We start from the raw sequence: 25518 nt of genomic DNA on the forward strand, positions 1-25518 counted from the left end.
TTCCAACCTGCAGACCTGTTCAGGCTTCGACCGTCAATATTTCCACGATCAGCACGGAGCCGTCCCCGGTTTCGCCCGCCGCCGCGGCTTCGACCGTGACATCGGCGACAAAATCGCGCGGTAAATGCCATTCGTGCGCGCTCGCTTGTTCTTGCAGCGACGCCGCCAGACCGGCGGCCACGGCGGCGCTTTCCGCATTTTTGGCAATGCTGCAGTGAAAGATATGGCGCGCGCCGACAAAGCTGGCGCTGGCCCAGGGGCGCATATGGCTTTGGGTGATGACCACCATGGGCGGCAGCATCGCTGCTAGTAGCCGGGACAGGCGCCCGTGGGGGCAGCGGCGCGGCGGCTCCGGCGGAGGAACTGCACGAAAGGCGCGGGAGGCGGGAGCAGCCGGGCGCGGCGAAAGCCGCATCATGCCTTCTGCTCCCTGGGTCCGTTTCCCGCTGGACGTCCCGGCTGGACGGCGCGCGGCGGTGCGGGCTGCACGCGCCCCGCGTCGCGTTCGGCGCGCCAGTGGTTCATGTAATTTTCGGTGCGGGTGATCACCCGCCGCCCCGGCTCGCGCCCGCGTCTCAGGTCGGACACCAGCCGGGGGTCGCGCACCGCCGCACGCCCGAACAGGGTCGGGGGCATGCCCGATTCTTTCAGAAATGCTTCGATACGTTGCAACAGGCTGCGCTCCATTCCGTCCTCCCTGGCTGACTGACATGGCGAGTGATTCGTCGATAGGATAAATCCTATTTGATGGGCGATTTCCTACTTGTCTAGGATTTTTCCGTTTGCTAATAGGAAATAGGAAGGACGTCCCATGGCCAGTGATTTGGATGAAGCAAGGGAGGGCGGCAGCGATCCGCGCGCCACGCTCGATCGGCTATGCCGCGAGCAGGGGGTCGATTATGCACGGCTGTCGGCGGTGATCGACCGTAACCCCGCTTATATTCAGCAATATATCAAGCGCGGTTCGCCCCGGCGGCTGGCCGAGGAGGATCGTGCGCGCATTGCCGCTTTTCTGGGAGTGCCCGAAGCCATGCTGGGCGCCCCGGTCCAGCGCGTTGCTGCGCCGACGCTAGCGGCGCAGCGGGAGCGGCGCGTCGGCGATATGTTGCTGGTGCCCAAATTGGCGATTGGCGCCTCAGCCGGGGCGGGTGCGAGCGTCGATGGCGAAGCGGTGGAGGGGGCGGTTGCCTTTGACCCCAAATGGCTGCGCGAACTGGGCGCCGATCTGCGCGCGCTCAGCCTGATTCGCGTCGAGGGCGATTCGATGACGCCGACGCTGAACGATGGCGACGACATATTGGTCGACGGGGGCGATACAGCGGCACGGCTGCGCGATGGCATTTATGTGCTGCGAATGGACGATGTGCTGATGGTGAAGCGCATTGCGCGCGCGCCAGGGCCGGGACGGCTTGCGGTGATCAGCGACAATAGCCAATATCGCAGCTGGGAGGATGTGCCCATGTCCGCCATTCATTTGATCGGGCGGGTCGTATGGACCGGGCGCCGCGTGCGCTGACCGGCAGGAAAAACGGCGCTGGCCCCGATCAATAGGGGGCTGAGACCATCGCTTCTATTTCATGGTCGAGCACTTCGACGCGCTGGCATTGCGGTTGCTCGCCGCGGCGGCATTTTTCGGCCGCCTTGTCGCGTTCGCGTTGCAGCTTGCCCAGCTGTTCCTCGCGCTTGCGCAGTTCGCGGCCGCGATTGCGGTCGGCTTCGTCTTGGCTGGTAGTCGTCCAGTCGGCCACCTGACCCACGGCCTTTACGGGCGCAGTGACCACCGATTTGACCGCGCCGACGCAGCCGCTGAGCATCATGGCCGCCGAAAGGGCTACTATCGCTTTGATCATCCTGTCCTCCCTTGGGGCGTCCGATATGACATAGGCGCCGGATGCTGAACAGCCTGTTGCGATGAACCGTCAAAAGCTGCTTTTGTCATATCATTGAAACAAATGGTTAAATTCGCGTTTACCTTGTTGGGCTATCTCCCTTGCTGTCCGGTCGCGGACCGCCGGACCAACAAAGAAGAGATAGATGCTCCCCGCCGACCAGCTTCCCCTTCCGGCTTCCGGCCATTCCACGACATTGGACGCCGATGCCCATTTGTCACAGGTGATCGACCTGTTTCGTGCCAATGTCGAACTGACGGTTCTAACCATATTGGACGAGGCGGGACGGCCCATCGGTATTATCCGCGAGCAAAAGGTACGCGAACTGCTGTTCTGTCCCTATTGGTTTTCGCTGATGCAAAATCCCACCATCGGCGGGTCGATCAAGCAGATGGTGGAACCCTGCCTGATTGCGGAGGCAAGCGAGTCGACCGCCGCGCTGTTGGCGCGTGTGGGGCGAGCGCCGGGATGCGAGGCGCTGGTGCTGGTTGACCAGGGGCGCTTCGTCGAAACGCTCGACAGCGCGCAGCTTGCGCGGCTGGCGATGATGCGCGAGGTCGAACTGGCGCAGGAACGCGCGGCGCGCGGCGCGCGGGTCGATGATGCAGGCCGAGATTTTCAGCGCGATATCGCCGCCCTCGCCGAGGCCTTGTCCGAAGCGGCGCGCGAGGTGGAGGCAGTCGCCTTCAGCCTGTCCGAACGCGCGGAACAGACGGGACGCGATGCCGCGTCGGTCGCGGGCGCTTCCTCGCAGACGCTCGATGGCTTGCGCGAACTGGGCGAACGCGGCCATGCACTGGCCGACAGCATGACCCGCATCGTCGAGGATGGCACCCATGCGCGCACCGCGCGCCACGCGGCCCAGGCCAAGGTGCGCACCGCTGCCGAGCGGGCGGCGGCGCTGAAAGAAGCGGGACAGGCAATCGAACAGATGATGCAACTTATCATCGACATGGCGGGCCGCACCAATATGCTTGCGCTGAATGCCGGTATCGAGGCGGCGCGCGCCGGGGAGGCTGGGCGCGGCTTTGCGGTCGTGGCGTCGGAGGTGAAGATGCTAGCCAAGCAAACGCGCAGCGCGGCAGGCGATATCACCCCTTATATTCAGCGCATTCGCGACATTGTCGAACAGGTGGCCGATGGCTTTGAAGAGGCCGAGCGAGCCATTGCGGCGAACAGCGACTTTTCCGATGCCGTCGATGAAGCGGTGACGGGGCAGAGCATGACGGCGCTGTTGATTGCCAGCTATGTCGAACAGGCGGTCGCAGCGGGGCGGGAGATTGACGAGCGCGTCCAATATATCAGCCGCGGCGCCTCGCTGGCGGGCCAAGGCGCGGTGTCGCTGGGCGAACTGGCGACAGGGCTGACCCGCACCGCCCGCTCGCTGCACCAGCGCGCCAATCAATTTGTCGAGACGGTCGCCGCCGCCTGATTGCCGCCAAAATGGCGCTATCTTATTCTCCGCTAGCTTGTCGTTTAAAATCAAACTGCTACGCTTCTCCCTCGCGCCGATGGCGTCGGGCCATCGACGGGGGAGGAGGGGTCCAATGACGCATGTTCAAAAAGGGCTGGCCGAATTTATCGGCACATTCTGGCTCGTATTCGGCGGATGCGGCAGCGCGGTGATCGCCGCCGCTTTTCCGGAAGTGGGAATCGGTTTGCTGGGCGTATCGCTTGCCTTTGGTTTGACGGTCCTGACCATGGCCTATGCCATTGGCCATATTTCCGGGTGCCACCTCAACCCGGCGGTGACCTTGGGCCTGTGGGCCGGGGGGCGTTTTGAAGCGCGCGACATACCGCTTTATATTTTCGCGCAGGTCGCCGGCGGCATCGTCGCCGCGCTGCTGCTTTATTATGTCGTCAGCGGCAATGCGGCCTATGATCTGGCTGTCGACGGGCTTGCCGCCAATGGCTTTGGCGAAGCTTCGCCTGGTGGCTATGATGTTGTGTCCGCGTTCACCATGGAAATTTTGCTGACGGGCATTTTCCTATGGATCATCATGGGATCAACCGACGGCCGGGCGCCTGCGGGTTTTGCGCCGCTTGCCATCGGTCTGGGGCTGACGCTTATTCATCTGATTTCGATTCCAGTGACCAACACCTCGGTCAATCCGGCGCGCAGCACCGGGCCTGCGCTGGTGGAAAGCGGGCTGGCGCTCGAACAGCTTTGGCTTTTTTGGCTGGCGCCGGTCATCGGCGCGCTCGCGGGCGGCTGGCTTTACCGCACCATTGGCGCCGATCTGGTCGCACGGCCCAATATCGACGGCGATTAATAGGTTGCAGATAAAGGGGGGCGGGGGATTTCCCCGCCCTTTATTTCAGCAGATCGACGGCAAAGGCGCGGACGGCGTCGGCCAAATCGGGCCGTTCAAGCGCCAGCGCCAGATTGGCCTGAATATAGCCCGCCTTTGACCCGCAGTCATAGCGGGTTCCGTCAAAGGTGACGGCGTGAAAGGGCTGCTGTCCGATCATCGTCGCCATTGCATCGGTCAGCTGAATTTCACCGCCAGCGCCCTTGCCCTGATTTTCGAGCACCCGCATCACTTCGGGTTGAAGGATATAGCGGCCTGAAATGATCAGGTTCGACGGCGCATCGGCGACCGCGGGTTTTTCCACCAGTCCGGTCACTTCGGTCAGCGCGCCCTTTTGCGCCCCGGGGGCGATGACGCCATAGCTGGAAACTTGTTCGCGCGGAACTTCGAGTACCGAAAGAAGGTTGCCGCCCACCTTTGCATAAGCATCGACCATCTGTTTCATGCAGCCGGGCGAGCCGTGCATGAATTCGTCGGGCAGGAAAATGGCGAAGGGTTCATCGCCGACGATGTCGCGCGCGCACCAGATGGCATGGCCCAGCCCCATCGGCTCCTGCTGCCGGACATAGGCGCAATTTCCGGGGCCCAGCCGCGTGGGTTCGAGGATCGCCAGATCCTTGCCGCGTTCGGACATCGTCTTTTCCAGTTCAAAAGCGATGTCGAAATGATCCTCGATCGCGCTTTTGCCCCGGCCGGTGACGAAGATCATCTGTTCGATCCCTGCCTCGCGCGCTTCGTCCACCGCATATTGAATGAGCGGACGGTCGACGATGGGCAGCATTTCCTTGGGGATCGCCTTGGTCGCAGGCAGAAAGCGCGTGCCGAGACCGGCCACGGGAAAGACGGCTTTGCGAATCGGCTTCATCGGAAGAGGTCCTGTTGCTGTTAGGCTGAAAAGTCGCTGTCTGAACGCGCCGGATTTGCAAATGATCCTTATTGAGGGCTGACGATAATCTCGACCCGGCGGTTATCCTGCCGCCCTTCGGGGGTGGCGTTGCTCGACAGCGGGATGGTTTCGCCATAGCCGGTGATCTGGTCGGGGCGCAATTGCATCCCCTGTTCGGTCATCGGCGCAGCAACGGCCGCAGCGCGGGCCTGCGACAATTTCATATTATAATCGGCGGCACCCGTGGAATCGGTATGGCCTCTGATTTCCGCGCTGTTGATACCAACTGACAGGAGGTTGCGCGACATGCTGGTCAGGCGTTCCACCTGTTCGGGGACCAGCGCGCTTTCATCGGTGGCAAAGAGCAGCCGGTCGGACAGGGTCAGGATCCAGGCCGGGTCTTCCTGTGCCGGGACAAAGCCTTCGGATTGCAGCACCGCAATCTGCGCCGGACTGAACCCCTTGGGCGCGGGAAGCGACTGGCAGGCGGCAAGCAGCGTGCCGACAGCGGCAAGAAAGACCAAACGAAAAGAAGAAAAGGAGGGCATCATCAGGCTCCATAACGGGCAGAATTATCGATCGAGAAGCTTGTCTTCATACATGGCCGCATCGGCGGCGGTAAGCAGGCTTTTGGCATCATGGCCATCATTGGGAAAAATGGCCGCGCCGACGCTGAGCGAAGGGCGATAGCTTTCGCCGCCGGGCAGGGCGACCGGTTCGTCCGCGCATTCGCGAATACGGGCGGTCAGTGCCGCCAGGTCGAAATCGCCGTCAGGCAGATCGAGGATCACGACAAATTCGTCGCCCCCGATCCGCGCCGCGAAATCGCCCTTGCGCAGCGTTTTCTTGATCCGTTCCGACAAGGCGACCAGCACCATATCGCCTGCGCCATGGCCGAAGCTGTCGTTGACGATCTTGAAATCGTCAGCGTCGATGAACAGCAGGGCCAGGCGGGCCTGCTGCGTCGCGGCGGCCTCGATCCGGGCCGCCAATTGTTCGTCAAAGGCGGCGCGATTGGGCAGCGCGGTCAGCATGTCATGCGAGGCGCGATGCGCCAGCTTGGCGCGCTCATCCTCCATATGTCCCTGCCATCCCTGCAATTCATTCAGCAGCGCGTTGATGTCGCCGCCCAGCCGGTCGAGCTCGACGATCCCCAACGGCTTGACCCGTTTGTCAAAACGCCGGTGGAGCCGCACATCATGTGCCACAGTGGCAATTTCATTGAGGGGCTTCACCAGCTCATATTCAAAACGGCGCGCAAGCGCGATGGTGCCAAGCGCGGTGACCAGCAGGCATATCAGGCCGGCCAGAAGCCCCAACCGGACATAGTCGGTCATCGTTGCGCTATTGCCCCAGACTTCGACCGTGCCCACCGGCGAGCCGTTGCGCCGCACCGTCACGATCGCGGGCTGCGGGAAAAAGAGACGGGTGAGAAGGGGGGCCGGATCCTCCTCGGGCGATATCCAATGCACGAGCGTGCGCTGCCGATGGTCGCGCACGCGCAATTTGGCGACGCCTTGCATTTCAGTCAGTGGCTGCACCCCTTCGCGGGCCGCTGTGGGGTCGTTGAAGATCAGCGCGGGTTCCACGCCATAGGCGCCGAGCTGAGCGGCAAGTTCGATATTGCGATCGGCATAGCTTTGCAGGGCCGTGACCCCGGCGAGCAAAATGGTCACACCCGACAGCGCCACGGCGAACAGGGTGATGCCGAAATGAAAGCGTGACAACAGACGCTGGAGGCTGGTCCGGCGGGGAGCCGGATCGCGGGGTCGCGCGTCGCTCATCGTGCCCCCCCTTCCGGCCCGCCAATTTTCAATACCCTCGGGTCGATGCGCAGCGGTCCACGGCCCACCGCATCGAGATTGACCGAAAAGCTTAGCCCCGGGCCGCGCGCCGCGAGGCAGAACATGGCGCCGTAAAGACAGCGCGGATCATCGTCGGTCAGGGTCAATATGGGGCGCCCGCGCACCCATTCGATCAGCCGTTGGCGGTCGGATGACGCGAGCTGCCCCAAGAATAATATGTCGCACCTGCTTCCGGCCATCGCGGCCTGTGCCGACATGCGCTCGGCGCGAACAAGATATCCGCCCGGAAGTCGCTGCGATATGGGTGCGGCCAGGCGGGGCTGACCGATGATGCAGAGGCGGCGGGTGCCCGAAGGTGGCACGGCTGGCCAGCGGGCATAGCCGATAATCCCGCCGATCATCCGGTTAACGGCGCGCGAGATACCCGCTGGACCGTCCTCGATCAGCGACTGGCTGGCCGCCTGCACCGTCATCTGGGGTGTGGAATGCAAAGCGCCAATGAGGAGCAAAGATGCCAGCACTTGTTAAGAATCCCCCGCCGCGCTTTGGTCCAACTTGGACTTCGCAAGCGAAGTGTCCGCTATTCAAAACCGGCAGGAAGTCAATATTTTTGACTCCCTTTCGCCATAGCTCAACAGCTTTGGCGCTATTTACCGTTAATAACGGTTAACTTTCCTGACCGCGCAGCTTTTCGGAAAAGCCCTTGCGCAGCTTGGCGAGCTTGGGGGGAATCACTGCCATGCAATAGGGATTGCGCTGGCCTTCGCCGTCCCAATAGGCCTGATGATAATCCTCTGCGGGATACCAGGCGGCGGCGGGTTCGACGCTGGTGACGATGGGCTGGGACCAATCGGGCTGCGCGCGCGCGATCCCCGCGCGCGCGGCGGCTTCCTGCACGTCATCGAGCGGGAAAATGGCGCTCCGATATTGGGTGCCGACATCATTGCCCTGCCGGTTGAGCTGGGTCGGATCATGGGTTGCAAAAAACACGTCGAGCAGATCGTCATAGGTGATGACGGCGGGGTCGAAGCTGATGCGGATCGCCTCGGCATGGCCGGTGTCGCCACCGCAGACCTGTTTATACGTCGGATTTTCCACCGTGCCGCCGATATAGCCGCTCTCGACCTTTTCGACGCCGCCCAGCGATTGGAACACCGCTTCGGTGCACCAGAAGCAGCCTCCGGCGAAAATGGCGGTCTCGTGCGGCATGTCGGCTTTCCTTGTCCTGGGGTGAGAAGCGCTAAATAGGGGCGGACGGCGCTATTCCAAGGGCGGGGTGGCGATGATCAGCGGCGGCTTGGCGGTCGGGTCCGCGCGCCGCGCCGCGGCGCGCGCTTCAATTTCTTCCTCGATCACCCTTATCCGCTCCCGATGGGGCGGGTGGGTCGCGGCGCGAAACAGCGGGCCTTTATAGGTCTGCCAAAAGCTGATGGCGATGCGCGGGTCATAGCCCGCATCGCCCAGCAGCCACACGCCCAGCCGGTCGGCCTCCACCTCGGTCGCGCGCACGCGGGCGCTGGAGCGATTGTCGCCGAGCCGCGCGCGGTGGTGCAAGATATTATGCGCCAGCTCGTGCGCGACGACGACCGCCAGCGCGTCATCGTCGATCTTGCGCGCGAGCTTGCGATGCACACGCACCAGCATGCCATTGGCGGCGGCTTGCGGCCCGTTGTCCTCGATCCGAAAGGCGCTGGCACAGCCCGGTGACGGGTCCAGGCGATAGGTTGCGCCGGCCTCGTCGGTCACCACCATCGGCTCCGCGGGGTTGAGCGCCTCGACCATCAATATGACCGTGTCGATGCGGTCGGTTTCGCCCTCGCCCGCTGCCGCGACCGGGGCGCCATTGATTGCGGCGATCCCTGCGCCGACGCGCAGCCCCGCGCGCGCCGCCGCCGATCCGGGGGCAACAGCAGCGGCAAAGGGGGCGTCCGGCGGGCCATAATGCGCGGCTTCGGCGCGGTCGCGGCGGTTGAACCGGCGAAGGTCGGAGAGCAGCCAGCCCGACTGCGGCGTGAGGCGCGGGCACCAGGCGGCGCTGCCGGTCGCAAGCCGGTGGCCGACCGCGGCGAGCCTTGCCTCTTGCTCTGCCCATTCGGCGATGTCGCGCGCCATGGCAGGGCGGGGGAGGGCGGCGCCCGCGATCAGTGCGAGCAGGGGGAGGAGGAACAGGCGATGCAACATGACCCTCCCGCGCATAACAGGTGCGGGCCGCGATGGCGACGTGGCAATCGCAGCTAGGGCCCCGGCCTTGGCGCCGGACAAAGCGTCCCCTTGCGAAACGGGGGGAGAGGGGCAATAGGGCAGACATGGCGCAATCATCCTCTTCCTCCCCCCGGCCCGCCGCGCTCGCGCGCTGGCTTTGGGCCGTCGCTGTGCTGGTGATCATCGTCGTGGCGGTGGGGGGCATCACGCGCCTGACCGAATCGGGGCTGTCCATCACCGAATGGAAGCCGGTGTCGGGCGTCCTCCCCCCGACCAGCGAGGCTGAATGGATCGCCGAGTTCGAAAAATATAAGCAGATCCCCGAATATCAGGAGATCAACCGCGGCATGTCGCTCGCCGCTTTCAAGGCGATTTTCTTCTGGGAGTGGATTCACCGTATTTTGGGGCGTCTGGTCGGCATGGCGATGGTCGTGCCTTTGCTCTATTATGCCTGGCGCCGCGCCATTCCGGCGAGTTTTGGCTGGCGGCTCTTTGCCCTGACCGCGCTCGTCGGGGTGCAGGGCGCGATCGGCTGGTGGATGGTGGTCTCCGGCCTCGAATATCGCACCGACGTCAGCCATTTCCGCCTTGCTGCGCATCTGCTCACCGCGTTGCTGCTGCTCGCGGGGCTGGTGTGGACCGCGCGCGATTTGTCGGCGCTCGTCCATGATCCCGCCGCAAGGCCCGCGCGATTGACGCGCGGCGGAGCCATGGTGGCGCTGGTCCTGACGGTGCAATTGCTGCTCGGTGCCTGGGTCGCGGGGCTGAATGCCGGCTATGTCGCCAACACATGGCCGATGATGAACGATCATTTTGTGCCCGAAGGGATCGACTGGTCGCGGGGGGCGTGGATGGCGATCACCAATGATCCTTTCCTAATTCACTTCCTGCATCGCTGGTGGGCGTGGGTTGCCGCGCTTGCGCTGCTGCTGCTTGCGCGCAGCCTTGCCGCGCGCGGTGCGCGGCGCGAGGCTTTGTGGCTTGTCGCGGCGGTTGCGGCGCAGATGATGCTCGGCATCGTGACCGTCGTGTCGAACATGCAGATGTGGATCGCGGTCGCGCATCAATTTGTCGGCGCGCTTTTGGTCGCGGCCACGGCGGCGGCGCTCAACCGTCAGGGACGCATTAAAAGCTGAGATTCCGCGCCGCCACCACGAGCCGTGAAACGCCCATGGTATTATAATACCCGTCAGCAAAGTCGCTCCCTGCTTGACTTTGCGGTGCTTCACGCGCATTGGCCCGCTCCGAAGCGTCGCCGATTCCCTGTCGGAAAAGGCGGCGCGGTTTGTTTTCGGGGCGCGGACTTCAAAAGCCGCCGCCTTGTCCATCTCTTCAAGGAGCGTGCCATGAAGGCGCTGACCAAGACGACCCAGTCGGCCAATGCCGCAACGGTCGAAAAGAAATGGGTGCTGATCGACGCCGACGGTCTCGTCGTGGGCCGCGTCGCGTCTATCATCGCCAATATCCTGCGCGGCAAACACAAGCCGTCGTTCACCCCGCACGTCGATTGCGGTGACAATGTCATCGTCATCAATGCGGACAAGGTGGCGTTCACCGGCAAGAAAATGGCCGACAAGCGCTATTACAAGCACACCGGCTATGCCGGCGGCATCAAGGAAACCAGCCCCGAGAAGATTCTCGAAGGCCGCTTCCCGGAGCGCGTGCTGGAAAAAGCCGTCGAGCGCATGATCCCGCGCGGCCCGCTCGGCCGCCAGCAGATGCGCAACCTGCGTATCTTCGCGGGTAGCGAACATCCGCACGAAGGGCAGAACCCCGAAGTGATCGACGTCGCGTCGATGAACCGCAAGAATAAGGTGGGTGCATAATGGCTGACGAACAGACCATGACCGATCTCAAGGATCTCGCCGGCGCTGTCGAAGGCACCGAAGCCGTGATCGCGACGCCGAGCGCGCCGCTCCGCGAAAAGCAGGTCGACAAGCAGGGCCGCGCCTATGCAACCGGCCGCCGCAAGGACGCCGTCGCCCGCGTGTGGCTGAAGCCCGGCACGGGCAAGATCACGGTCAACGGCCGCGATCAGGAAGTCTATTTCGCGCGCCCCTCGCTGCGCCTCGTCATCAACCAACCCTTCGGCCTGACCGATCGCATTGGGCAATATGACATTGTCGCCACCGTCAAGGGCGGCGGCCTGTCGGGCCAGGCGGGCGCGGTGCTGCACGGCATCGCCCAGGCGCTGACCCGCTTCGAACCCGCGCTGCGCGCCCCGGTGAAGGCCGCTGGCTTCCTCACCCGCGACAGCCGTGCGGTCGAGCGTAAGAAGTACGGCCGTGCCAAGGCACGCCGCAGCTTCCAGTTCTCGAAGCGCTAAAACAGATTTTCCGCCGACGGGTGGAAAAGGGAAGGGCGGTCCGGCAACGGGCCGCCCTTTTTCTTTGGGTGGGCAATATCACAAGACACAGACGCTTCCACTAGACCATGCTGTTTTTGGCAGCGATATATCTATTATTCATTGGATGCCCTGTTGCTTCGTATTTGTTGGGAAAGTATTTTATCTACCGCATATCATGGTGAGCCAATGGAGGGGCGCATGGCATCGGAGATTGTCGCGAAACGACTTTTGGACAATCTTCTGCCGATTGCGGAAATCCCTATTCAATATGGTGCAGGAGTTTACGCCCTTTGCTTGCGTGGCGACGCGGAGGTTCCAGGAATCTTGGCGGGCCAACAGGGCCTTCTCTATATCGGAATGACTGCCAACGACCTCTCAGTCAGAAATCATCTAAGCTATCGAGACAGCAGTAGGTCTTCGCCCCGAAGGTCATTGGGTGCGTTGCTGCGACAAAAGCTGGCACTTTCTCCCATTGCGCGAGGTAGTGGGCGCAGCAAAAGAGATTTCACCCACTTTCGTTTCACAGAAGATGGCGAGAAGCGTTTGACGGAGTGGATGGGTGATAACTTGCTGGCCAGCCAAGTGAGTGTTGTGGACAATACTCGCATGGTGGAAGAGGAGTTGATTTCTCAACTCAAGCCCTGCCTGAATTTAACGAAATTGGGCGGTTGGAAAAACCCGCAAAGAGCGAGAGTTTCTCACGCGCGTAGTGAATGTGCCGCTTTAGCCGAAGGTGCTTGGCTGGCTGACCGACGGTAAGCCGTTCAGCAGACCGAAATCCACCCCTTCCTGCCCTAAGCAATTGCATATCCCGCCCGGAAGGCTTAACCGGCCTCATCGACCGAAGAGAGTCAGGAAACGGGACTGATATGGCTGGCAAAGAACATGGTGCGCGACCGCGCGCGCCGCACCTGCAGGTCTATAAATGGGGGCCGCATATGGCGGTGTCCATTTTTCACCGCGTCAGCGGCGATGGGCTTGCGATCGTCGGGACGCTGATGTTCCTCTGGTGGCTGGGTGCGCTGGCCGCGGGGCCCGATGCCTATGCGGCCTTTATCGCCTGCGTCTGGCATGATCCCGCCGGAGGCAGCGTGCATCAGGTGACGAACATATTGGGCCGGATCGTCCTTGTCGGGCTGACCTGGGCTTTCTTTCAGCATCTGTTTTCGGGGATGCGCCACCTCGTGCTCGACACGGGCGCGGGCTATGAGCTCAAGACCAACAAGCTTTGGTCGACGATTGTGCTGGTCGCCGGCGTACTCGCGACCGCTGCGACCTGGCTCTATATCATGAAGGGATCGCTGTAATGGGCAATGGAACCCACCTTGGCCGGGTTCGCGGGCTTGGCTCGTCGCACCATGGAACGGGACATTGGCTGCAACAGCGGCTGACCGCGCTCGGTAATATCCTGCTCGTCGGCTTTCTGTTCGTGTCGCTGCTGCGCCTGCCGCTCACCGATCATGCCGCCGTGCTGCGCTGGGCCTCGACCCCGATGGTCGCGCTCGCGCTGATCCTGATGATCATCAGCGTATTCTGGCACATGCGGCTGGGGCTGCAGGTGCTGATCGAGGATTATGTCCATGGCGAGGCGACGCGGCTGTTCGCGCTCGTCCTGCTGAACTTTTTTGCCATTGGCGGCGCGGCTTATGGCCTGTTCGCCATCGTCCGTATCGCCCTTGCGCCCGCGGCGCTTGGGCCGGGGGGCATGTGAAATGACCGAAGCTTACAAGATTATCGACCATTTGTATGACACCGTCGTCGTCGGCGCGGGCGGATCGGGGCTGCGCGCCACGATGGGCAGCGCCGAAGCAGGCCTGCGCACGGCCTGCATTACCAAGGTGTTTCCGACGCGCAGCCATACGGTCGCGGCGCAGGGCGGCATTGCTGCCAGCCTGGGCAACAACACGCCCGACCATTGGCAGTGGCATATGTATGACACGGTCAAGGGCTCCGACTGGCTCGGCGACCAGGACGCGATCGAATATATGGTCCGCGAAGCGCCGCAGGCGGTGTATGAGCTGGAACATGCTGGCGTGCCCTTTTCGCGCAACGCCGATGGCACCATTTATCAGCGTCCCTTTGGCGGCCATATGCAGAATATGGGCGAAGGCCCGCCGGTGCAGCGTACCTGCGCCGCCGCCGACCGCACGGGGCATGCGATGCTTCATGCGCTTTATCAGCAGTCGCTGAAATATGACGCCGATTTCTTCGTCGAATATTTCGCGCTCGACCTGATCATGGAAGATACGCCCGACGGCAAGGTCTGCCGCGGCGTCATTGCGCTGTGCATGGACGACGGCAGCATCCATCGCTTCCGCTCACAGGCCGTCGTGCTCGCGACCGGCGGCTATGGCCGCTGCTATTTCACCGCGACCTCGGCGCATACCTGCACCGGCGATGGCGGCGGCATGGTGCTGCGCGCCGGGCTTCCCTTGCAGGATATGGAGTTTGTCCAGTTCCACCCGACCGGCATTTACGGCGCGGGCGTGCTCATTACCGAGGGTGCGCGCGGCGAGGGCGGTTACCTCACCAACAGCGAGGGCGAGCGTTTCATGGAACGCTATGCCCCGTCGGCAAAGGATCTGGCGTCGCGCGACGTCGTGTCGCGCTCGATGGCGCTCGAAATCCGCGAAGGCCGCGGCGTTGGCCCGGACAGCGACCATATTTACCTGCACCTCGACCATATCGATCCGAAGGTGCTCGCCGAGCGGCTTCCCGGGATTACCGAGAGCGGAAAGATTTTCGCGGGTGTCGACCTGACCCGTCAGCCGCTCCCCGTGGTGCCGACGGTTCATTATAATATGGGCGGCATTCCCTGTAATTATCATGGCGAAGTCGTGACCTTGGGCAAGGACGGCCCCGACACCGTCGTTCCCGGCCTGTTCGCGGTCGGCGAAGCGGCCTGCGTGTCGGTCCATGGCGCGAACCGCCTTGGGTCGAACAGCCTGATCGACCTTGTCGTCTTTGGCCGCGCAACGGGTCACCGGCTCAAGGAACTGCTCCAGCCCGGCGCGGCGCAGCCCGCGCTGCCCAAGGACAGCGCCGATCTGGCGCTCGCCCGTCTCGACCATTTCCGCAACGCCAATGGCGGATCGCCCACGGCCGAGGTGCGCACCGAAATGCAGCGCGCCATGTCGCAGCACGCCGCCGTCTTCCGCACCGATGAACTGATGGCCGAAGGCAAGGACAAGCTCGCGAAGACCTATGAGCGCATGCAGGATGTGCATGTCACGGATCGCAGCCTCATCTGGAACACCGATTTGATCGAAACGCTGGAGCTCGACAATCTGATCGCGCAGGCGTCGGTGACGATGCATTCGGCGCATAACCGCAAGGAAAGCCGCGGCGCCCACGCGCATGAGGATTTCCCGAACCGCGACGATGCGAATTGGATGAAGCATACGGTGGCCTGGTTCGACGGCTGGGGCGGCAAGGGCGGCGGGGTCAAACTCGATTACCGTCCGGTCCACGAATATACGCTGACCGACGATGCCGAGTATATCCAGCCGAAGGCGCGGGTATATTGAGGATATTTCTGGCGCCGTCCGGTCAGGGCGGCGCCACGAACGGCTATGCTTTAGCTGCCGAACAGGTCGTGGGCGGGGTTGATGTCGGTGAAGGGGCGGTCGACATTCTGGCCCATGATCCAGAGTTTCTGACAGGCGATCAGGAAGAACATCACCGCGATTGTCCAGACGATGATCGTCTTGAGGATGCGCCAGCGTTTTTCTTCATAGGCGCGGCGCGCGCGGGCCTTGTGGTCGATGCCGAGTTCGCCTTCAAATTCGGCGATCAGCCGGGCGCGGCGGGTGCGTGAAATGGTGGCCACGCCCGCGGCTGGTCCGTCCTTCATCATCCGATGTCGCGCCATGGCGATAATCCCGCAGTCCCATCTGTCCATTTTTCGTCTTAAGGGCCGCGCCCTGACAAAATGTTAACGGCGAGGGCGGCCCCCGCTTATTCGGGCGCAATTCCGACAAGCTTGATCCGCGCCGTAGCGCCGCGCAGCAGCGTGAGGTCGCGCCGCGGGCGGCCCAGTGCGGCGGCGAGGAGGCGCAGCACCGCCTCGTTGGCGGCGCCGTCGGCGGGGGGCGCGGTGACGCGCAGCTGCACCGCCCCATCGACGATCCGCACCTCATCGCGCCGCGCGCCGGGGGTGACGCGCAGCTCGATCCGTCCGGCCCTGCTGGCCAGCGCGCGAAGCGCCGCGGTCAGCGCGGGGTCGGGGCGATATTTCAGATCGTGACCACCAGCTTGCCGACCGCGCTGCGGTCACCGAGCTTGGCAATCGCCTTGCCGCCTTCTTCGAGCGGATAGGTGCCCATGACGCGCGGCTTGATCTTGCCCTGATCCCAAAGCTGGAACAGGCGCGCGATATTGTCGCGGTTGCGCTGCGGCTCGCGCATCGCAAAGGCACCCCAGAAGACGCCCGCGACATCGCAGCTTTTGAGCAGGGTGAGATTGAGCGGCAGGCGCGGAATGCCCGCGGGGAAGCCGACGACCAGATAGCGCCCTTCCCACGCGATCGAACGCAGCGCAGGCTCGCAATAATCGCCGCCAACCGCGTCATAGATGACATTCGCGCCGCCGGGGCCCACGGCTTCCTTGAACTTGTTGGCCAGCGCCTTCGACGCATCCTTGTCAAAGGGCTGATAGCCATAGACGACGACTTCGTCCGCGCCGGCATCGCGCGCGACCTGCGCCTTGTCCTCGGTCGAGACGCCCGCGACAACGCGCGCGCCAAAGGCCTTGCCGAGCTCGACGGCGGCAATGCCGACCCCGCCCGAGGCGCCGAGCACGAGCAGCGTGTCGCCTTCCTTGATATGGCCGCGGTCGAGCAGCGCATGGATGCTGGTGCCATAGGTCATGAGGAGTGAGGCGCCTTCGGCAAAATCATGCCCCTCGGGCAGATGATAGCTGTTGTGGACGCCGACCGCGATGGCTTCGGCCATGCCGCCATTGCCGCATCCGGCGATCACCCGGTCGCCAACCTTGAACTGGGTGACGCCTTCGCCCACTTCGGCGACGATCCCGGCAACCTCGCCGCCGGGGGCGAAGGGGCGTTCGGGCTTGAACTGATATTTATCCTCGATGATCAGCGTGTCGGGGAAATTGACCGCGCACGCCTTCACATCAATGACGATCTGGTCCTTGCCCGCGGTCGGGCGCGGCAATTCGCCCAGGGTGAGCGTCTCGGGGCCGCCGGTCGCGGTCGACAAGAGAGCCTTCATCATCATCCTTCTCCTTTTCTTTTGTTGACGCCGCAGGCCCGAAGGAAGGGCCCGGCAGCGTCCGGTCAGGCGTGCGCGACGGGGCGCAGCCAGGGGCGCTCGCTATCGAGCTTTTCTTCATAGGCGGCGATGGCGTTGCCGCTTTTTTCGGTGAGCGAAATTTCGTCGAGACCCTGCATCAGACACATTTTGCGGAACGGGTCGATGTCGAAGACGAACCGGTCCTGAAAGGGCGTGGTCACCGTTTGCGTGTCGAGATCGACATGAATGGGGTCGGTCGCCGCAACCTCCATCAGCCGGTCGATGGCGGGCTGGGGAAGCACGACAGGCAAAATGCCGTTCTTGACCGCATTGCCCGAAAAAATGTCCGAATAGCTGGGCGCGATGACGACGCGAATGCCGAGGTCGCCGAGCGCCCATGCGGCATGTTCGCGGCTCGACCCGCAGCCGAAATTGTCGCCCGCGATCAGGATCGGTGCGCCTTTATATTCGGGGCGGTCGAACAGATTGTCGGGATCGGCGCGCAGGCTTTCAAAGGCGCCGCGCCCCATGCCTTCGCGGCTGACCGTTTTCAGCCAATGGGCGGGGATTATAACGTCGGTATCGACATTTTTCAGCCCCAGTGGAATCGCGCGGCCTTCGACCTTGTCGAGCGGGGTCATTGGGCGCCTTTCGGAAAAGGCGGCAGCTTTGCGATATCGCGCGGCTCATGCTGGATGATGACGGTGGCGCCCAGATTTTTGGCGAGCGCCTTGAACCGGTCAAAGGAGGCGAGCGTGTCGGCGCGGTCGGTGTTGAAACCGGGGACGCCATTGCTGTCGTAATTTTCCTGAAAATGCGCCTGATCGCCGGTCAGCAGCACGGGGCCGGTTTCCGCAAGGCGGACGAGCAGCGCATGATGGCCGGGGGTATGGCCGGGCATATTCAGCATCACGACGCGGCCATCGCCGAAAATATCCTTGTCGCCGCTGACGGGCTCCACCGGCGCGCCGCCCTTGATCCAGGGGGCGAAGGGAACCGCGTCGACCGATGCGGGCTTGTCGGGGCTGGTGAGAACGTCCCAGTCCTGCTTGCCGATCAGCAGCTTGGCGGTAGGAAATTCCGCAACCTGTCCGATATGGTCGAAATGATAATGGCTGAGCGCGACATAATCGATGTCGGCGGGCTTGATCCCGAGATCGGCAAGCTGTTCTGCCATCGTGCGCTTCATCGACGAGGACATTACGCCTTCGCGGCTGAGCACGGCATTCTTCTGGCTGAGCGGAAGGCCGAAGTCCCACAGCATCAGCGTGTCGCCGTGCCGGATCAGATAGCAGCCAACCGACAGGTCGCGGCTTTGCCCTGTATAGGCCAGCGTGTCGGAAAAGGCATTGAGCTGATTGACGCGCACCGTGCCGCAATCGAGCCGCGTGAGGCTGAGCGGGGCGGCGGCGGGGGATGATTGGGCGCTCGCGCTGACAGGAAGCAGGAGCGCCGCAGCGCTGGCGGCAAGGGCGGTAAAGCGTTTCCAGACCATCTTCTTCCTCCTTTGGCTTGTGTTGTTCAAAATGCTGATCGAATTAGCCCATTAATTCGCGCACATCGGTCAGCCTGCCGGTGACCGCAGCGGCGGCGGCCATCGCGGGGCTGACGAGATGGGTGCGGCTGCCCGGGCCCTGGCGGCCGACGAAATTGCGGTTGCTGGTCGAAGCGCAGCGTTCGCCCGCGGGAACCTTGTCGGGGTTCATCGCGAGGCAGGCCGAACAGCCGGGCTCGCGCCATTCAAGGCCTGCCTCGATAAAGATGCGGTCGAGCCCTTCGGCTTCGGCCTGTGCTTTCACCAGCCCCGATCCGGGGACGACGATGGCCCATTTGACATTATCGGCCTTTTTGCGGCCTTTGATGACGGCGGCGGCGGCGCGCATATCCTCGATGCGGCTGTTGGTGCAGCTGCCGATGAAGATATTTTCGACCGCGACATCCTGCATCCGCGTGCCGGGTTCCAGCCCCATATAGGCCAGGCTCTTGGCGGCGGCGGCCTGTTTCGACGGGTCGGCAAAGCTCGCGGGATCGGGGACGGTGCCGGTGATCGGCACGACATCCTCGGGGCTGGTGCCCCAAGTGACGCTGGGCGCGATATCGGCGGCGTCGATGACGACGACCTTGTCATAGGTTGCGCCCGGATCGGTCGCGAGGCTGCGCCAATAAGCCACCGCATCGTCCCAGTCGGCGCCCTTGGGCGCATAGGGACGGCCCTTGAGATAAGCGAAGGTCACATCGTCGGGCGCGATCAGCCCGGCGCGCGCGCCGCCCTCGATCGCCATATTGCTGATCGTCAGACGCCCTTCGACGCTGAGCGCGCGGATCGCGCTGCCCGTATATTCGATGACATGGCCGGTGCCGCCCGCCGCGCCGATGGTGCCGGTAATGTGAAGGATGATATCCTTGGCGCTGACGCCGGGTCCGACTTCGCCCTCGACGCGCACTTCCATCGTCTTTGCGGGCTGGAGCAGCAAGGTTTGCGTCGCGAGCACATGTTCGACCTCGCTGGTGCCAATGCCGAAGGCGAGCGCGCCAATGCCGCCGTGGCAGGCGGTGTGGCTGTCGCCGCAGACGATGGTGGTGCCGGGCAGCGAAAATCCCTGTTCGGGCCCGACGACATGGACGATGCCCTGTTCGGGCGCGACCGCGTCGATATAGCGGATGCCATATTCGGGGGCGTTTTTCTCGAGCGCGGCAAGCTGCGCGGCGCTTTCGGCATCGGCAATGGGCAGGCGGTTGCCCTGTGCATCCTTGCGCGCCGTCGTCGGCACATTGTGATCGGGCACCGCAAGCGTCAGATCGGGGCGGCGCACCGTGCGGCCCGCCGCACGAAGCCCGGCGAAGGCCTGCGGGCTGGTGACTTCATGGACAAGATGCCGGTCGATGAAGATCAGGCAGGTTCCGTCGGGGCGCCGTTCGACAACATGCGCGTCCCAGATTTTCTCATAAAGGGTGCGAGGCCGGGTCATGCGGATCACTTAGCCCCCCCACCTCACTTTGCAAGCCAGTGGCGTTCGAAAACGCAATTATCGGTCGTGATAATATATGAAGGGGACGAAAGCCTTGCTTTCGCCCCCATTCATTTTGCGGGCGCTGAAAAGGGCTTTGAGGAGAGCCGAATGCTTGCAGTTGCGGCGCGTGGATGGAGAGTTATCGGCCGTGGGCAACCGGTCTTGTGCATTTATCCGCTCATGCTTTCCTTTCGTCGCAAAGCGCGCGCACCGGCTCGTCCGCAGGCAACTTAGCCGCAGGGCGCTCGTTTTCCTGCCTGCGACCGGAAGGATAGGAGACAGGCAATGGAAACAGCGCAGCCCGCTGGCACGGTGAAACATTGTTATGCGCTGCGCTATCAAGAAGATGGTGTCGGCCAAGCCAAGCGCGTGGAATTTGACGCCGCCAATCCCGCTTACGCGCTTTCTATTGCGGCGGGCGAAGCCCGCGGCCGCTGGGCAGAGCTCAGCCGGGCGGGCACGCCGCTGTGTCATCTGGGATCGGCGCGTTCGGGTGAGGATTATCTCTGGATTATTCAATGAAGGGCCATGTGCCCTGTTGGAAAGGATCGTTATGACAGCCAGTAAAGCATCGCCCCTGTGGCGCTCGATCAAATTCATCGGCGGCGCGGCCGCTGTCTGGGGCATGGGCCGTGCCCTGCTGGGGCGCAGCGCGCCCAGCAAGGCGGAAAAACACGCCGCAGCCTTTTGCGATCATGAAACCGATTCGGAAAATATCAGCCAGACGCGCTCGGCCGGACCCGATGCAATGCGCGATCCGGTGCAGCGCCCGTGGGAACGGGTCGATCAGGCGGTTGATGAAAGCTTTCCGGCGAGCGATCCGCCCGCTTATTGATCAGGCTGCTTCATCAACTCATGCGATAGTCGGCCGTGATGACGCCCGCGGCCTGCAATTCGGCCTCATGGGCCTCTTCCCGCCAGCTTTCGGCGAGAGCCTGGCTTTCCCAATTCTGCATCGCGGGGTGTGCAAGCATGTGATCGACCCAGAGCTGCCCCTTTCCGACATCGAGGCCATAGGTGCGGATGCGATAAGCGACGGGCGCGAAAAAGGCATCGGCGGCGGAAAATTCGCTGCCTGCAAGCCAGGGGCCGCCGAAGCGTGCCAGCCCTTCCTCGAACAATTCGCGGAGGCGCAGGACGTTGGTGCGTAGCGCATCGGACATGGGCTTTGGCGTGACGCGGACGCCGATATTCATCGTGCAATCATTGCGCAGCGCGCTGAAACCGCTGTGCATTTCGCACACCGCGCATTGCGCCCAGGCGCGGGCGTCGGGGTCGGCGGGCCAAACACCCTCATGCCGGTCGGCGAGATAGAGGGTGATGCCGAGCGAATCATAGATGGTCCGCCCCTCATGAAGCAGCGCGGGGACCTGGCCGGTGGGCGAGAAGCTGCGGAAATCCTCATAATTGACCGGGCGGGTGAAGGGTTCGATCCGGTCTTCGAAGTCCAGGCCCAGCGCCTTCATCAATATCCAGGGGCGCAGCGACCAGCTGGAATAATTGCGGTTGGCGGTGATCAGTTCATACATGAAGCGCGCTCCTGACGGACGATGGGGGAAGTATAGGCGGGGTCGTGGGCGAAAGGCAGTGGTGCGTTCTTTTCCAGCGCGTCGAGCACCGCGGCAAAATCGGTGCGGGCGCGCCAGCCCAGCCGCGCTTCGGCATGCGAGGGGTCGTAAACGCGGTTGATCCGGTCGGGCAGAACCCAACCGCGCGCAGCGTAAAGAGCGGCAGCCTTGGGGAAGCGGCGCTCGATCAGCGCGCGGGCATCGCGGGCCAGTTCGGCGGCGTCATCGCGCGTGAAGGGAGGCGGGGCGGAGAGGATGAAGCTGTCGCAGCCGATGGCGGGCGCCTGCTCCAGCGCCGCGATATGGGCGGCGGCGGCATCCTCGACGGTCAGGCGCCGGTGAAGCAGTTCATTGGCCTTGAGATTGAGGCCATGGGGCGCGGTCAGCGTGTCGTCCTCTTCGGGAAAGAAGCGGCCGGTACGCAGGATCAGCGTCGCCAGCCCCTGTTCGCGGTGAACGAGGCGGCAAAGCTGTTCGGCGGCGAGCTTGGTAATGCCATAGATATTGCGGGGTTCGAGCGGACCGAAATTTTCGTCCATCCACCAGGCGCCCGCCTCGCCCGCGCCCGCGCGCACATCGGCGCGGATCATGAGCGAGGTGGTCGAGGTGAAGAGGAAGCGGTCATTGCCTGCCGCCACGGCGGCTTCGAGCAGATTGAGCGTGCCGGTGACATTGACGTCGACAAAGGCCTGGCGCGGATAGCGGGCGATGTCGGGTTTGTGGAGCGCGCCGCTGTGGATGATCGCTTCGATGCCATGGTCCGCCATGGTGCGATCGACCAGCGCGCGGTCGGCGACGCTGCCGACGATCTGTGTGTCGGGGCCGGGGGCGACGTCCAGCCCGGTAACCTCATGCCCCGCCGCGCGCAGCATCGGCGCGAGATAGCGCCCCAGCCACCCCGAGGATCCGGTGAGCAGGACGCGCATGAACAGTCTCCTTCTGGCTGGCGCGCTGCCTATACAGGGGGGAGCCGGGCCGGAGCAAGCGGGGCCGCGCGGGATGCGCTCAGCGGGTTTCAGGTTGCGGCGGGGGCGCCGCCGAAACCGGGGTGGGGGGCGCCTCGGGGACGACCGGCGGAAGTTCGCTGAGGTCGAGCCAGGCTGTATCGGCACGGCGATGATAGCTGTCGATAACGGCAAAGGGGATGCGGAAAGGAAAGCCCCAGTCGCTGTTCCACAGGGCAACCACGCCCGTTTTGGTCGCGGGTTCAAAGATCATCGTTGCGCGATACCCCGACACTGCGCCCGAATGGCCTTCGAGCCAATGGCCATGGTAGGAGAAGCGCCGCCAGCCGAGCCCGTAGGTGGCTTCGCCAATCGTGCGCCGGATATCGCCGCCATAGGGGCGCGGGGTGACGACGCGCGCGCGGTGCGCGGTTTCCAATGCAGCCGGCGAAAATATGTCCGGACGTTCGCCCATCATCGCGCGCATCCAGGTCGCGAAATCGACGATATCGCTGTTGACGCCCGCAGCGGCGGGAACGCGCCAATAGGCTTCTTTCAAGGGGTTGCGGTCGCGTCGGGCGTGGGGCTGCGCCCAATCGCGAGCGCCCACCAGCCGGTCCTTGCCATAGCCGGCGCTGATCATGCCGAGGGGGCGAAAAAAGCGATCCTCGACCAGATCGGCAAAGGGGCGGTTGGCGGCGGCGGCCACTATCTCGCTCGCCGCATCGAATGCGACATTCTGATAGGTGTGGCAGGTGGCGGGCTCACATTGGAGGGGCGCCGCGACAAGCTGGCTGCGCAGCGCGACCGGGTTTTGCCCTTCCTCCAGCTTTTCATCATAGGCATTTTTCGTCAGCCCCGTCTGCTGGGCGAGCAATTGTCCGACGGTGACGCGATTTTCTGCGCCATGCGGGAGGCGCAAGGAGGTCTGCCAGTCGGCCAGCGGGCGATTGAGGTCGAGGGCGCCATCCTGCGCGAGCGCGGCGGCCATGGCCCCGGCGGCGGTCTTGGAAACCGAGGCCCAGCGGAAAAGGGTATGCGGCGTGACGGGGGCGCCGCTCGCGCGGTCGGCGACGCCATAGGTGCGCACGAAACGCAGCTCGCCATCCTCGACCACCGCCACAGCCAGCCCGGCCATTTCGGGGCGCGCGGCAATATCGGTCAACTGCCGGTCGAGCGCGCGATAGTCGATGCGCCCTTTCCATTCGTCGGGGGTGTCGGGCAGATTTTCCGGTGCGCGCAGCGGAATGGGCACGCTCGCCAGCGGCTGGCTGCCCCCGAAAGCATGAATGCCGAACCAGCCGGCGCCCAGCAGCGCGGTTATCGCAAGAAGGATTGTGACAATGCGCTGCATGTTTTTCGATTATGAAGGCGACCTTGTGAGGCCGCCCTCTTAGCCGCCGCATCGCAGCGCGTCACCCCCGATCAGGCGGCGAGCCAATCCCAGCCGCGCGCGGTGCCGATGCCATAGGCGGCGGCGAAAAAGAGCACGATGAGCGAGGAGATAATCGCAAAGGCGTGGCTGTAATGCGGACGCCAGAGATTGACCGGCACAAAGACAAGGCCGCGGAACAGGAAGATGGCGGTGATGATCACCAGTCCGGGGCGCAGCAAGGGCAGGCGGGGCAGCCATCCTGCGCCCGAAAAGGCATAGGCGGCCCAGAGGAACAGCATGGCGGCGATGCCCAGCGTAATCAGCGCGGGATAGCGTTCGCCGCGCGCCGCCGCCGCTGCCATATCCTCGCCCGCGCCGAAAAAGCGATACCAGGCGGGGCCGCCGATGATGATGGCGATATGCGCGAGGGCAGCGATCACCGCCAGACAGCCGGCGGCGATCAGCCATGGCGTCCCCGGATGGGCCGCCAGATCAGGCGCAACCAGATCAGGCAATATAATGAGCGGTTGTCTTTTCGGCGACTTCCTCGGCGGTGACGCCGGGGGCCAGTTCGACGAGTTTGAACGGGCTGTCATGATCGTCGCGCTTGAATACGGCGAGATCGGTGATGATCATGTCGACGACATTTTTGCCCGTGAGGGGCAGGCTGCAGGCCGGGATGAATTTGGGGTCACCATTTTTGGAGACATGCTCCATCACAACGATGATCTTCTTGACCCCGGCGACGAGGTCCATCGCGCCGCCCATGCCCTTGATCATTTTGCCCGGGATCATCCAGTTGGCGATGTCGCCGCCTTCGCTGACTTCCATCGCGCCGAGCACGGTGAGGTCGATATGCCCGCCGCGGATCATCGCGAAACTGTCGGCCGAGCTGAAATAGACCGATTGCGGCAATTCGCTGATCGTCTGTTTGCCCGCGTTGATCAGATCGGGATCTTCCTCCCCCGCATAGGGGAAGGGCCCGATGCCGAGCATCCCGTTTTCGGACTGGAGGGTTACCTCCATTCCGGCCGGAATATGGTTGGCGACCAGCGTCGGAATGCCAATGCCGAGATTGACATAATATCCGTCCTGTAACTCCCGTGCAGCGCGGGCGGCCATATCGTCACGAGTCCAGCTCATTATGCGCTCTCCCTTTCGCGGACGGTTCGAAATTCGATTTTCTTGTCATAGGGGGCGCCGACGATCATGCGCTTTACATAGATGCCGGGCAGGTGGATGCAGTCGGGATCGAGCGTGCCGGTGGGCACGATTTCCTCGACTTCGGCGACGCAGATTTTCGCGGCGGTCGCCATCGGCAGATTGAAGTTGCGCGCGGTCTTGCGGAAAATGAGATTGCCGCTTTCGTCGGCCTTCCACCCTTTGATGATCGCAAGATCGGCGAAGATGCCGCGTTCGAGGATATAATCCTGTCCGTCGAAATTCTTCACTTCCTTGCCCTCGGCAACCAGCGTGCCGACGCCGGTTTTGGTGTAGAAGCCGGGGATGCCCGCGCCGCCGGCGCGGCAGCGTTCGGCGAGCGTGCCCTGCGGGCAAAATTCGACCTCCAGCTCGCCCGCCAGATATTGGCGTTCAAATTCCTTGTTTTCGCCGACATAGGAAGAGATCATCTTCTTGACCTGCCGCGTGCGGAGCAGCTTGCCCAGCCCTTCGCCGTCGATGCCCGCATTGTTGCTGGCGATGGTCAGATCCTTCACCCCGGCATCGCGGATTGCGTCGATCAGCCGTTCGGGAATGCCGCACAGGCCAAAACCGCCCGCGCAAATATGCATGCCGTCGAACAGCAGCCCGTCGAGCGCGGCGGCGGCATCGGCATATTGTTTGTTCGCCATGAAAAGGCCTCCTCAACTGATGTTTGCGGACCACTGTGGCCGATCTCAATCATCAATTCTAATTATAGTAATTT

33 protein-coding genes are annotated in these 25518 nt (G+C 63.4%); 12 read left to right on the forward strand and 21 right to left on the reverse strand.

Annotated features, from left to right (window positions below; genetic code table 11):
• Positions 1–19: 19 nt before the first annotated feature.
• A complete protein-coding gene (locus JV18_RS15515; protein WP_081944784.1) occupies positions 20–418 on the reverse strand; it encodes a hypothetical protein in 399 nt (132 codons plus the stop codon).
• Positions 415–687: a hypothetical protein gene (locus JV18_RS0112375; protein WP_033074729.1), complete on the reverse strand. Its 273-nt coding sequence runs from the start codon at positions 685–687 to the stop codon at positions 415–417. Before JV18_RS0112375 ends, JV18_RS15515 begins: the two co-directional genes overlap by 4 nt.
• Positions 688–811: 124 nt before the next feature.
• Between JV18_RS0112375 and JV18_RS0112380 the strand changes: the two genes are divergently transcribed.
• Complete coding sequence (locus tag JV18_RS0112380; protein ID WP_200879101.1) at positions 812–1516, forward strand: S24 family peptidase; 705 nt, start codon at positions 812–814, stop codon at positions 1514–1516.
• A gap of 28 nt (positions 1517–1544) precedes the next feature.
• On the opposite strand, the gene JV18_RS0112385 is transcribed toward JV18_RS0112380, so the two are convergent.
• Complete coding sequence (locus tag JV18_RS0112385; protein WP_033074730.1) at positions 1545–1850, reverse strand: hypothetical protein; 306 nt, start codon at positions 1848–1850, stop codon at positions 1545–1547.
• A 184-nt stretch (positions 1851–2034) separates the two neighbouring features.
• Here JV18_RS0112385 and JV18_RS0112390 point away from each other — a divergent pair, with 184 nt between their 5' ends.
• A complete protein-coding gene (locus JV18_RS0112390; RefSeq protein ID WP_033074731.1) occupies positions 2035–3321 on the forward strand; it encodes a methyl-accepting chemotaxis protein in 1287 nt (428 codons plus the stop codon).
• 115 nt (positions 3322–3436) lie between these two features.
• Positions 3437–4162 carry an aquaporin Z gene (gene aqpZ / locus JV18_RS0112395; protein ID WP_033074732.1) on the forward strand — a complete coding sequence of 242 codons (726 nt, stop codon included), beginning with the start codon at positions 3437–3439 and terminating at the stop codon, positions 4160–4162.
• Positions 4163–4202: 40 nt separating this feature from the next.
• On the opposite strand, the gene galU is transcribed toward aqpZ, so the two are convergent.
• The 6 genes from galU to JV18_RS0112425 all read right to left on the reverse strand — a co-directional run bounded on the left by galU (position 4203) and on the right by JV18_RS0112425 (position 9073).
• Complete coding sequence (gene galU, locus JV18_RS0112400) at positions 4203–5066, reverse strand: UTP--glucose-1-phosphate uridylyltransferase GalU (RefSeq protein WP_033074733.1); 864 nt, start codon at positions 5064–5066, stop codon at positions 4203–4205.
• 68 nt (positions 5067–5134) lie between these two features.
• A complete protein-coding gene (locus tag JV18_RS0112405) occupies positions 5135–5638 on the reverse strand; it encodes an OmpA family protein (RefSeq protein ID WP_052071982.1) in 504 nt (167 codons plus the stop codon).
• A 21-nt stretch (positions 5639–5659) separates the two neighbouring features.
• The gene (locus JV18_RS0112410) at positions 5660–6871 is read right to left on the reverse strand and encodes a diguanylate cyclase domain-containing protein (RefSeq protein WP_033074734.1); all 1212 of its coding nucleotides are present in this window, start codon (positions 6869–6871) and stop codon (positions 5660–5662) included.
• The gene (locus JV18_RS0112415) at positions 6868–7383 is read right to left on the reverse strand and encodes a YfiR family protein (protein WP_235303257.1); all 516 of its coding nucleotides are present in this window, start codon (positions 7381–7383) and stop codon (positions 6868–6870) included. The genes JV18_RS0112410 and JV18_RS0112415 overlap by 4 nt, the downstream gene beginning before the upstream one ends.
• Before the next feature lie 175 nt (positions 7384–7558).
• Positions 7559–8101 carry a peptide-methionine (S)-S-oxide reductase MsrA gene (msrA, locus tag JV18_RS0112420; RefSeq protein ID WP_033074736.1) on the reverse strand — a complete coding sequence of 181 codons (543 nt, stop codon included), beginning with the start codon at positions 8099–8101 and terminating at the stop codon, positions 7559–7561.
• 51 nt (positions 8102–8152) lie between these two features.
• On the reverse strand, positions 8153–9073 hold the full coding sequence (locus JV18_RS0112425) for a M48 family metalloprotease (protein ID WP_033075338.1): 921 nt from the start codon (positions 9071–9073) through the stop codon (positions 8153–8155).
• A 125-nt stretch (positions 9074–9198) separates the two neighbouring features.
• On the opposite strand from JV18_RS0112425, the gene JV18_RS0112430 reads away from it, so the two are divergent.
• From JV18_RS0112430 to sdhA, 7 genes are all read left to right on the forward strand, one after another.
• Entirely contained in the window at positions 9199–10230 is a 1032-nt protein-coding gene (locus JV18_RS0112430; protein WP_033074737.1) for a COX15/CtaA family protein, read from the forward strand.
• 210 nt (positions 10231–10440) lie between these two features.
• Positions 10441–10920 (forward strand): 50S ribosomal protein L13, encoded by a 480-nt coding sequence (gene rplM / locus JV18_RS0112435; RefSeq protein ID WP_033075339.1) that lies wholly within the window; start codon positions 10441–10443, stop codon positions 10918–10920.
• Positions 10920–11420 carry a 30S ribosomal protein S9 gene (gene rpsI, locus JV18_RS0112440; RefSeq protein ID WP_033074738.1) on the forward strand — a complete coding sequence of 167 codons (501 nt, stop codon included), beginning with the start codon at positions 10920–10922 and terminating at the stop codon, positions 11418–11420. Before rplM ends, rpsI begins: the two co-directional genes overlap by 1 nt.
• A 219-nt stretch (positions 11421–11639) precedes the next feature.
• Positions 11640–12200 (forward strand): GIY-YIG nuclease family protein, encoded by a 561-nt coding sequence (locus tag JV18_RS15260; protein WP_144243928.1) that lies wholly within the window; start codon positions 11640–11642, stop codon positions 12198–12200.
• Between the two features lie 110 nt (positions 12201–12310).
• A complete protein-coding gene (gene sdhC, locus JV18_RS0112445; RefSeq protein ID WP_033074739.1) occupies positions 12311–12748 on the forward strand; it encodes a succinate dehydrogenase, cytochrome b556 subunit in 438 nt (145 codons plus the stop codon).
• The gene (gene sdhD / locus JV18_RS0112450; RefSeq protein WP_033074740.1) at positions 12748–13152 is read left to right on the forward strand and encodes a succinate dehydrogenase, hydrophobic membrane anchor protein; all 405 of its coding nucleotides are present in this window, start codon (positions 12748–12750) and stop codon (positions 13150–13152) included. The genes sdhC and sdhD overlap by 1 nt, the downstream gene beginning before the upstream one ends.
• A gap of 1 nt (position 13153) precedes the next feature.
• Positions 13154–14968, forward strand: coding sequence for a succinate dehydrogenase flavoprotein subunit (gene sdhA / locus JV18_RS0112455; protein ID WP_033074741.1), 1815 nt, complete (start codon positions 13154–13156; stop codon positions 14966–14968).
• Between the two features lie 50 nt (positions 14969–15018).
• Here sdhA and JV18_RS0112460 read toward each other — a convergent pair whose 3' ends face one another.
• The 6 genes from JV18_RS0112460 to leuC form a co-directional block, all read right to left on the reverse strand.
• Positions 15019–15342, reverse strand: coding sequence for a hypothetical protein (locus JV18_RS0112460; RefSeq protein WP_235303271.1), 324 nt, complete (start codon positions 15340–15342; stop codon positions 15019–15021).
• Between the two features lie 56 nt (positions 15343–15398).
• Complete coding sequence (locus JV18_RS15795) at positions 15399–15680, reverse strand: DUF167 domain-containing protein (protein WP_081944785.1); 282 nt, start codon at positions 15678–15680, stop codon at positions 15399–15401.
• Positions 15677–16672: an NADPH:quinone oxidoreductase family protein gene (locus JV18_RS0112470; RefSeq protein ID WP_033075340.1), complete on the reverse strand. Its 996-nt coding sequence runs from the start codon at positions 16670–16672 to the stop codon at positions 15677–15679. The genes JV18_RS15795 and JV18_RS0112470 overlap by 4 nt, the downstream gene beginning before the upstream one ends.
• A 65-nt stretch (positions 16673–16737) precedes the next feature.
• Positions 16738–17334 carry a 3-isopropylmalate dehydratase small subunit gene (gene leuD, locus JV18_RS0112475; RefSeq protein ID WP_033074744.1) on the reverse strand — a complete coding sequence of 199 codons (597 nt, stop codon included), beginning with the start codon at positions 17332–17334 and terminating at the stop codon, positions 16738–16740.
• Positions 17331–18188: an N-acyl homoserine lactonase family protein gene (locus JV18_RS0112480; RefSeq protein ID WP_033074745.1), complete on the reverse strand. Its 858-nt coding sequence runs from the start codon at positions 18186–18188 to the stop codon at positions 17331–17333. Before JV18_RS0112480 ends, leuD begins: the two co-directional genes overlap by 4 nt.
• Before the next feature lie 43 nt (positions 18189–18231).
• Positions 18232–19662, reverse strand: coding sequence for a 3-isopropylmalate dehydratase large subunit (gene leuC / locus JV18_RS0112485; RefSeq protein WP_033074746.1), 1431 nt, complete (start codon positions 19660–19662; stop codon positions 18232–18234).
• A 327-nt stretch (positions 19663–19989) separates the two neighbouring features.
• Between leuC and JV18_RS0112490 the strand changes: the two genes are divergently transcribed.
• Complete coding sequence (locus JV18_RS0112490; RefSeq protein WP_033074747.1) at positions 19990–20226, forward strand: hypothetical protein; 237 nt, start codon at positions 19990–19992, stop codon at positions 20224–20226.
• Positions 20227–20257: 31 nt separating this feature from the next.
• The gene (locus JV18_RS0112495; RefSeq protein WP_033074748.1) at positions 20258–20539 is read left to right on the forward strand and encodes a hypothetical protein; all 282 of its coding nucleotides are present in this window, start codon (positions 20258–20260) and stop codon (positions 20537–20539) included.
• A gap of 13 nt (positions 20540–20552) precedes the next feature.
• On the opposite strand, the gene JV18_RS0112500 is transcribed toward JV18_RS0112495, so the two are convergent.
• The 6 genes from JV18_RS0112500 to JV18_RS0112525 form a co-directional block, all read right to left on the reverse strand.
• A complete protein-coding gene (locus tag JV18_RS0112500; RefSeq protein ID WP_033074749.1) occupies positions 20553–21233 on the reverse strand; it encodes a glutathione S-transferase family protein in 681 nt (226 codons plus the stop codon).
• Entirely contained in the window at positions 21221–22198 is a 978-nt protein-coding gene (locus JV18_RS0112505; protein WP_033074750.1) for an NAD-dependent epimerase/dehydratase family protein, read from the reverse strand. The genes JV18_RS0112500 and JV18_RS0112505 overlap by 13 nt, the downstream gene beginning before the upstream one ends.
• A 79-nt stretch (positions 22199–22277) precedes the next feature.
• Positions 22278–23570: a serine hydrolase domain-containing protein gene (locus JV18_RS0112510; protein WP_081944786.1), complete on the reverse strand. Its 1293-nt coding sequence runs from the start codon at positions 23568–23570 to the stop codon at positions 22278–22280.
• A gap of 71 nt (positions 23571–23641) precedes the next feature.
• Complete coding sequence (locus JV18_RS0112515; RefSeq protein WP_235303277.1) at positions 23642–24106, reverse strand: hypothetical protein; 465 nt, start codon at positions 24104–24106, stop codon at positions 23642–23644.
• Positions 24099–24734 carry a CoA transferase subunit B gene (locus JV18_RS0112520; RefSeq protein WP_033074751.1) on the reverse strand — a complete coding sequence of 212 codons (636 nt, stop codon included), beginning with the start codon at positions 24732–24734 and terminating at the stop codon, positions 24099–24101. The genes JV18_RS0112515 and JV18_RS0112520 overlap by 8 nt, the downstream gene beginning before the upstream one ends.
• A complete protein-coding gene (locus JV18_RS0112525) occupies positions 24734–25444 on the reverse strand; it encodes a CoA transferase subunit A (RefSeq protein WP_033074752.1) in 711 nt (236 codons plus the stop codon). Before JV18_RS0112525 ends, JV18_RS0112520 begins: the two co-directional genes overlap by 1 nt.
• Positions 25445–25518 lie beyond the last annotated feature (74 nt).

Origin of the sequence: Sphingopyxis sp. MWB1 (assembly GCF_000763945.1) — a bacterium.
Classification (GTDB): Bacteria; Pseudomonadota; Alphaproteobacteria; order Sphingomonadales; family Sphingomonadaceae; genus Sphingopyxis.

Bases quoted from the DNA above. Each gene is read 5' to 3' on its own strand.
- leuD (WP_033074744.1), bottom strand. From the start codon at position 17,334: ATGACCCCGCTCGACAAGGTCGAAGGCCGCGCGATTCCACTGGGGCTG.
- JV18_RS0112430 (WP_033074737.1), top strand. From the start codon at position 9,199: ATGGCGCAATCATCCTCTTCCTCCCCCCGGCCCGCCGCGCTCGCGCGC.
- aqpZ (WP_033074732.1), top strand. From the start codon at position 3,437: ATGACGCATGTTCAAAAAGGGCTGGCCGAATTTATCGGCACATTCTGG.
- JV18_RS0112495 (WP_033074748.1), top strand. From the start codon at position 20,258: ATGACAGCCAGTAAAGCATCGCCCCTGTGGCGCTCGATCAAATTCATC.
- JV18_RS0112385 (WP_033074730.1), bottom strand. From the start codon at position 1,850: ATGATCAAAGCGATAGTAGCCCTTTCGGCGGCCATGATGCTCAGCGGC.
- JV18_RS0112375 (WP_033074729.1), bottom strand. From the start codon at position 687: ATGGAGCGCAGCCTGTTGCAACGTATCGAAGCATTTCTGAAAGAATCG.
- JV18_RS15260 (WP_144243928.1), top strand. From the start codon at position 11,640: ATGGCATCGGAGATTGTCGCGAAACGACTTTTGGACAATCTTCTGCCG.
- rpsI (WP_033074738.1), top strand. From the start codon at position 10,920: ATGGCTGACGAACAGACCATGACCGATCTCAAGGATCTCGCCGGCGCT.
- JV18_RS0112510 (WP_081944786.1), bottom strand. From the start codon at position 23,570: ATGCAGCGCATTGTCACAATCCTTCTTGCGATAACCGCGCTGCTGGGC.
- JV18_RS0112405 (WP_052071982.1), bottom strand. From the start codon at position 5,638: ATGATGCCCTCCTTTTCTTCTTTTCGTTTGGTCTTTCTTGCCGCTGTC.
- JV18_RS0112525 (WP_033074752.1), bottom strand. From the start codon at position 25,444: ATGGCGAACAAACAATATGCCGATGCCGCCGCCGCGCTCGACGGGCTG.
- JV18_RS15515 (WP_081944784.1), bottom strand. From the start codon at position 418: ATGATGCGGCTTTCGCCGCGCCCGGCTGCTCCCGCCTCCCGCGCCTTT.
- JV18_RS0112470 (WP_033075340.1), bottom strand. From the start codon at position 16,672: ATGAAGGCTCTCTTGTCGACCGCGACCGGCGGCCCCGAGACGCTCACC.
- sdhA (WP_033074741.1), top strand. From the start codon at position 13,154: ATGACCGAAGCTTACAAGATTATCGACCATTTGTATGACACCGTCGTC.
- JV18_RS0112390 (WP_033074731.1), top strand. From the start codon at position 2,035: ATGCTCCCCGCCGACCAGCTTCCCCTTCCGGCTTCCGGCCATTCCACG.
- JV18_RS0112460 (WP_235303271.1), bottom strand. From the start codon at position 15,342: ATGGACAGATGGGACTGCGGGATTATCGCCATGGCGCGACATCGGATG.
- msrA (WP_033074736.1), bottom strand. From the start codon at position 8,101: ATGCCGCACGAGACCGCCATTTTCGCCGGAGGCTGCTTCTGGTGCACC.
- sdhC (WP_033074739.1), top strand. From the start codon at position 12,311: ATGGCTGGCAAAGAACATGGTGCGCGACCGCGCGCGCCGCACCTGCAG.
- JV18_RS0112380 (WP_200879101.1), top strand. From the start codon at position 812: ATGGCCAGTGATTTGGATGAAGCAAGGGAGGGCGGCAGCGATCCGCGC.
- galU (WP_033074733.1), bottom strand. From the start codon at position 5,066: ATGAAGCCGATTCGCAAAGCCGTCTTTCCCGTGGCCGGTCTCGGCACG.
- JV18_RS0112490 (WP_033074747.1), top strand. From the start codon at position 19,990: ATGGAAACAGCGCAGCCCGCTGGCACGGTGAAACATTGTTATGCGCTG.
- rplM (WP_033075339.1), top strand. From the start codon at position 10,441: ATGAAGGCGCTGACCAAGACGACCCAGTCGGCCAATGCCGCAACGGTC.
- JV18_RS0112425 (WP_033075338.1), bottom strand. From the start codon at position 9,073: ATGTTGCATCGCCTGTTCCTCCTCCCCCTGCTCGCACTGATCGCGGGC.
- JV18_RS0112520 (WP_033074751.1), bottom strand. From the start codon at position 24,734: ATGAGCTGGACTCGTGACGATATGGCCGCCCGCGCTGCACGGGAGTTA.
- sdhD (WP_033074740.1), top strand. From the start codon at position 12,748: ATGGGCAATGGAACCCACCTTGGCCGGGTTCGCGGGCTTGGCTCGTCG.
- JV18_RS0112480 (WP_033074745.1), bottom strand. From the start codon at position 18,188: ATGGTCTGGAAACGCTTTACCGCCCTTGCCGCCAGCGCTGCGGCGCTC.
- leuC (WP_033074746.1), bottom strand. From the start codon at position 19,662: ATGACCCGGCCTCGCACCCTTTATGAGAAAATCTGGGACGCGCATGTT.
- JV18_RS0112505 (WP_033074750.1), bottom strand. From the start codon at position 22,198: ATGCGCGTCCTGCTCACCGGATCCTCGGGGTGGCTGGGGCGCTATCTC.
- JV18_RS0112500 (WP_033074749.1), bottom strand. From the start codon at position 21,233: ATGTATGAACTGATCACCGCCAACCGCAATTATTCCAGCTGGTCGCTG.
- JV18_RS0112410 (WP_033074734.1), bottom strand. From the start codon at position 6,871: ATGAGCGACGCGCGACCCCGCGATCCGGCTCCCCGCCGGACCAGCCTC.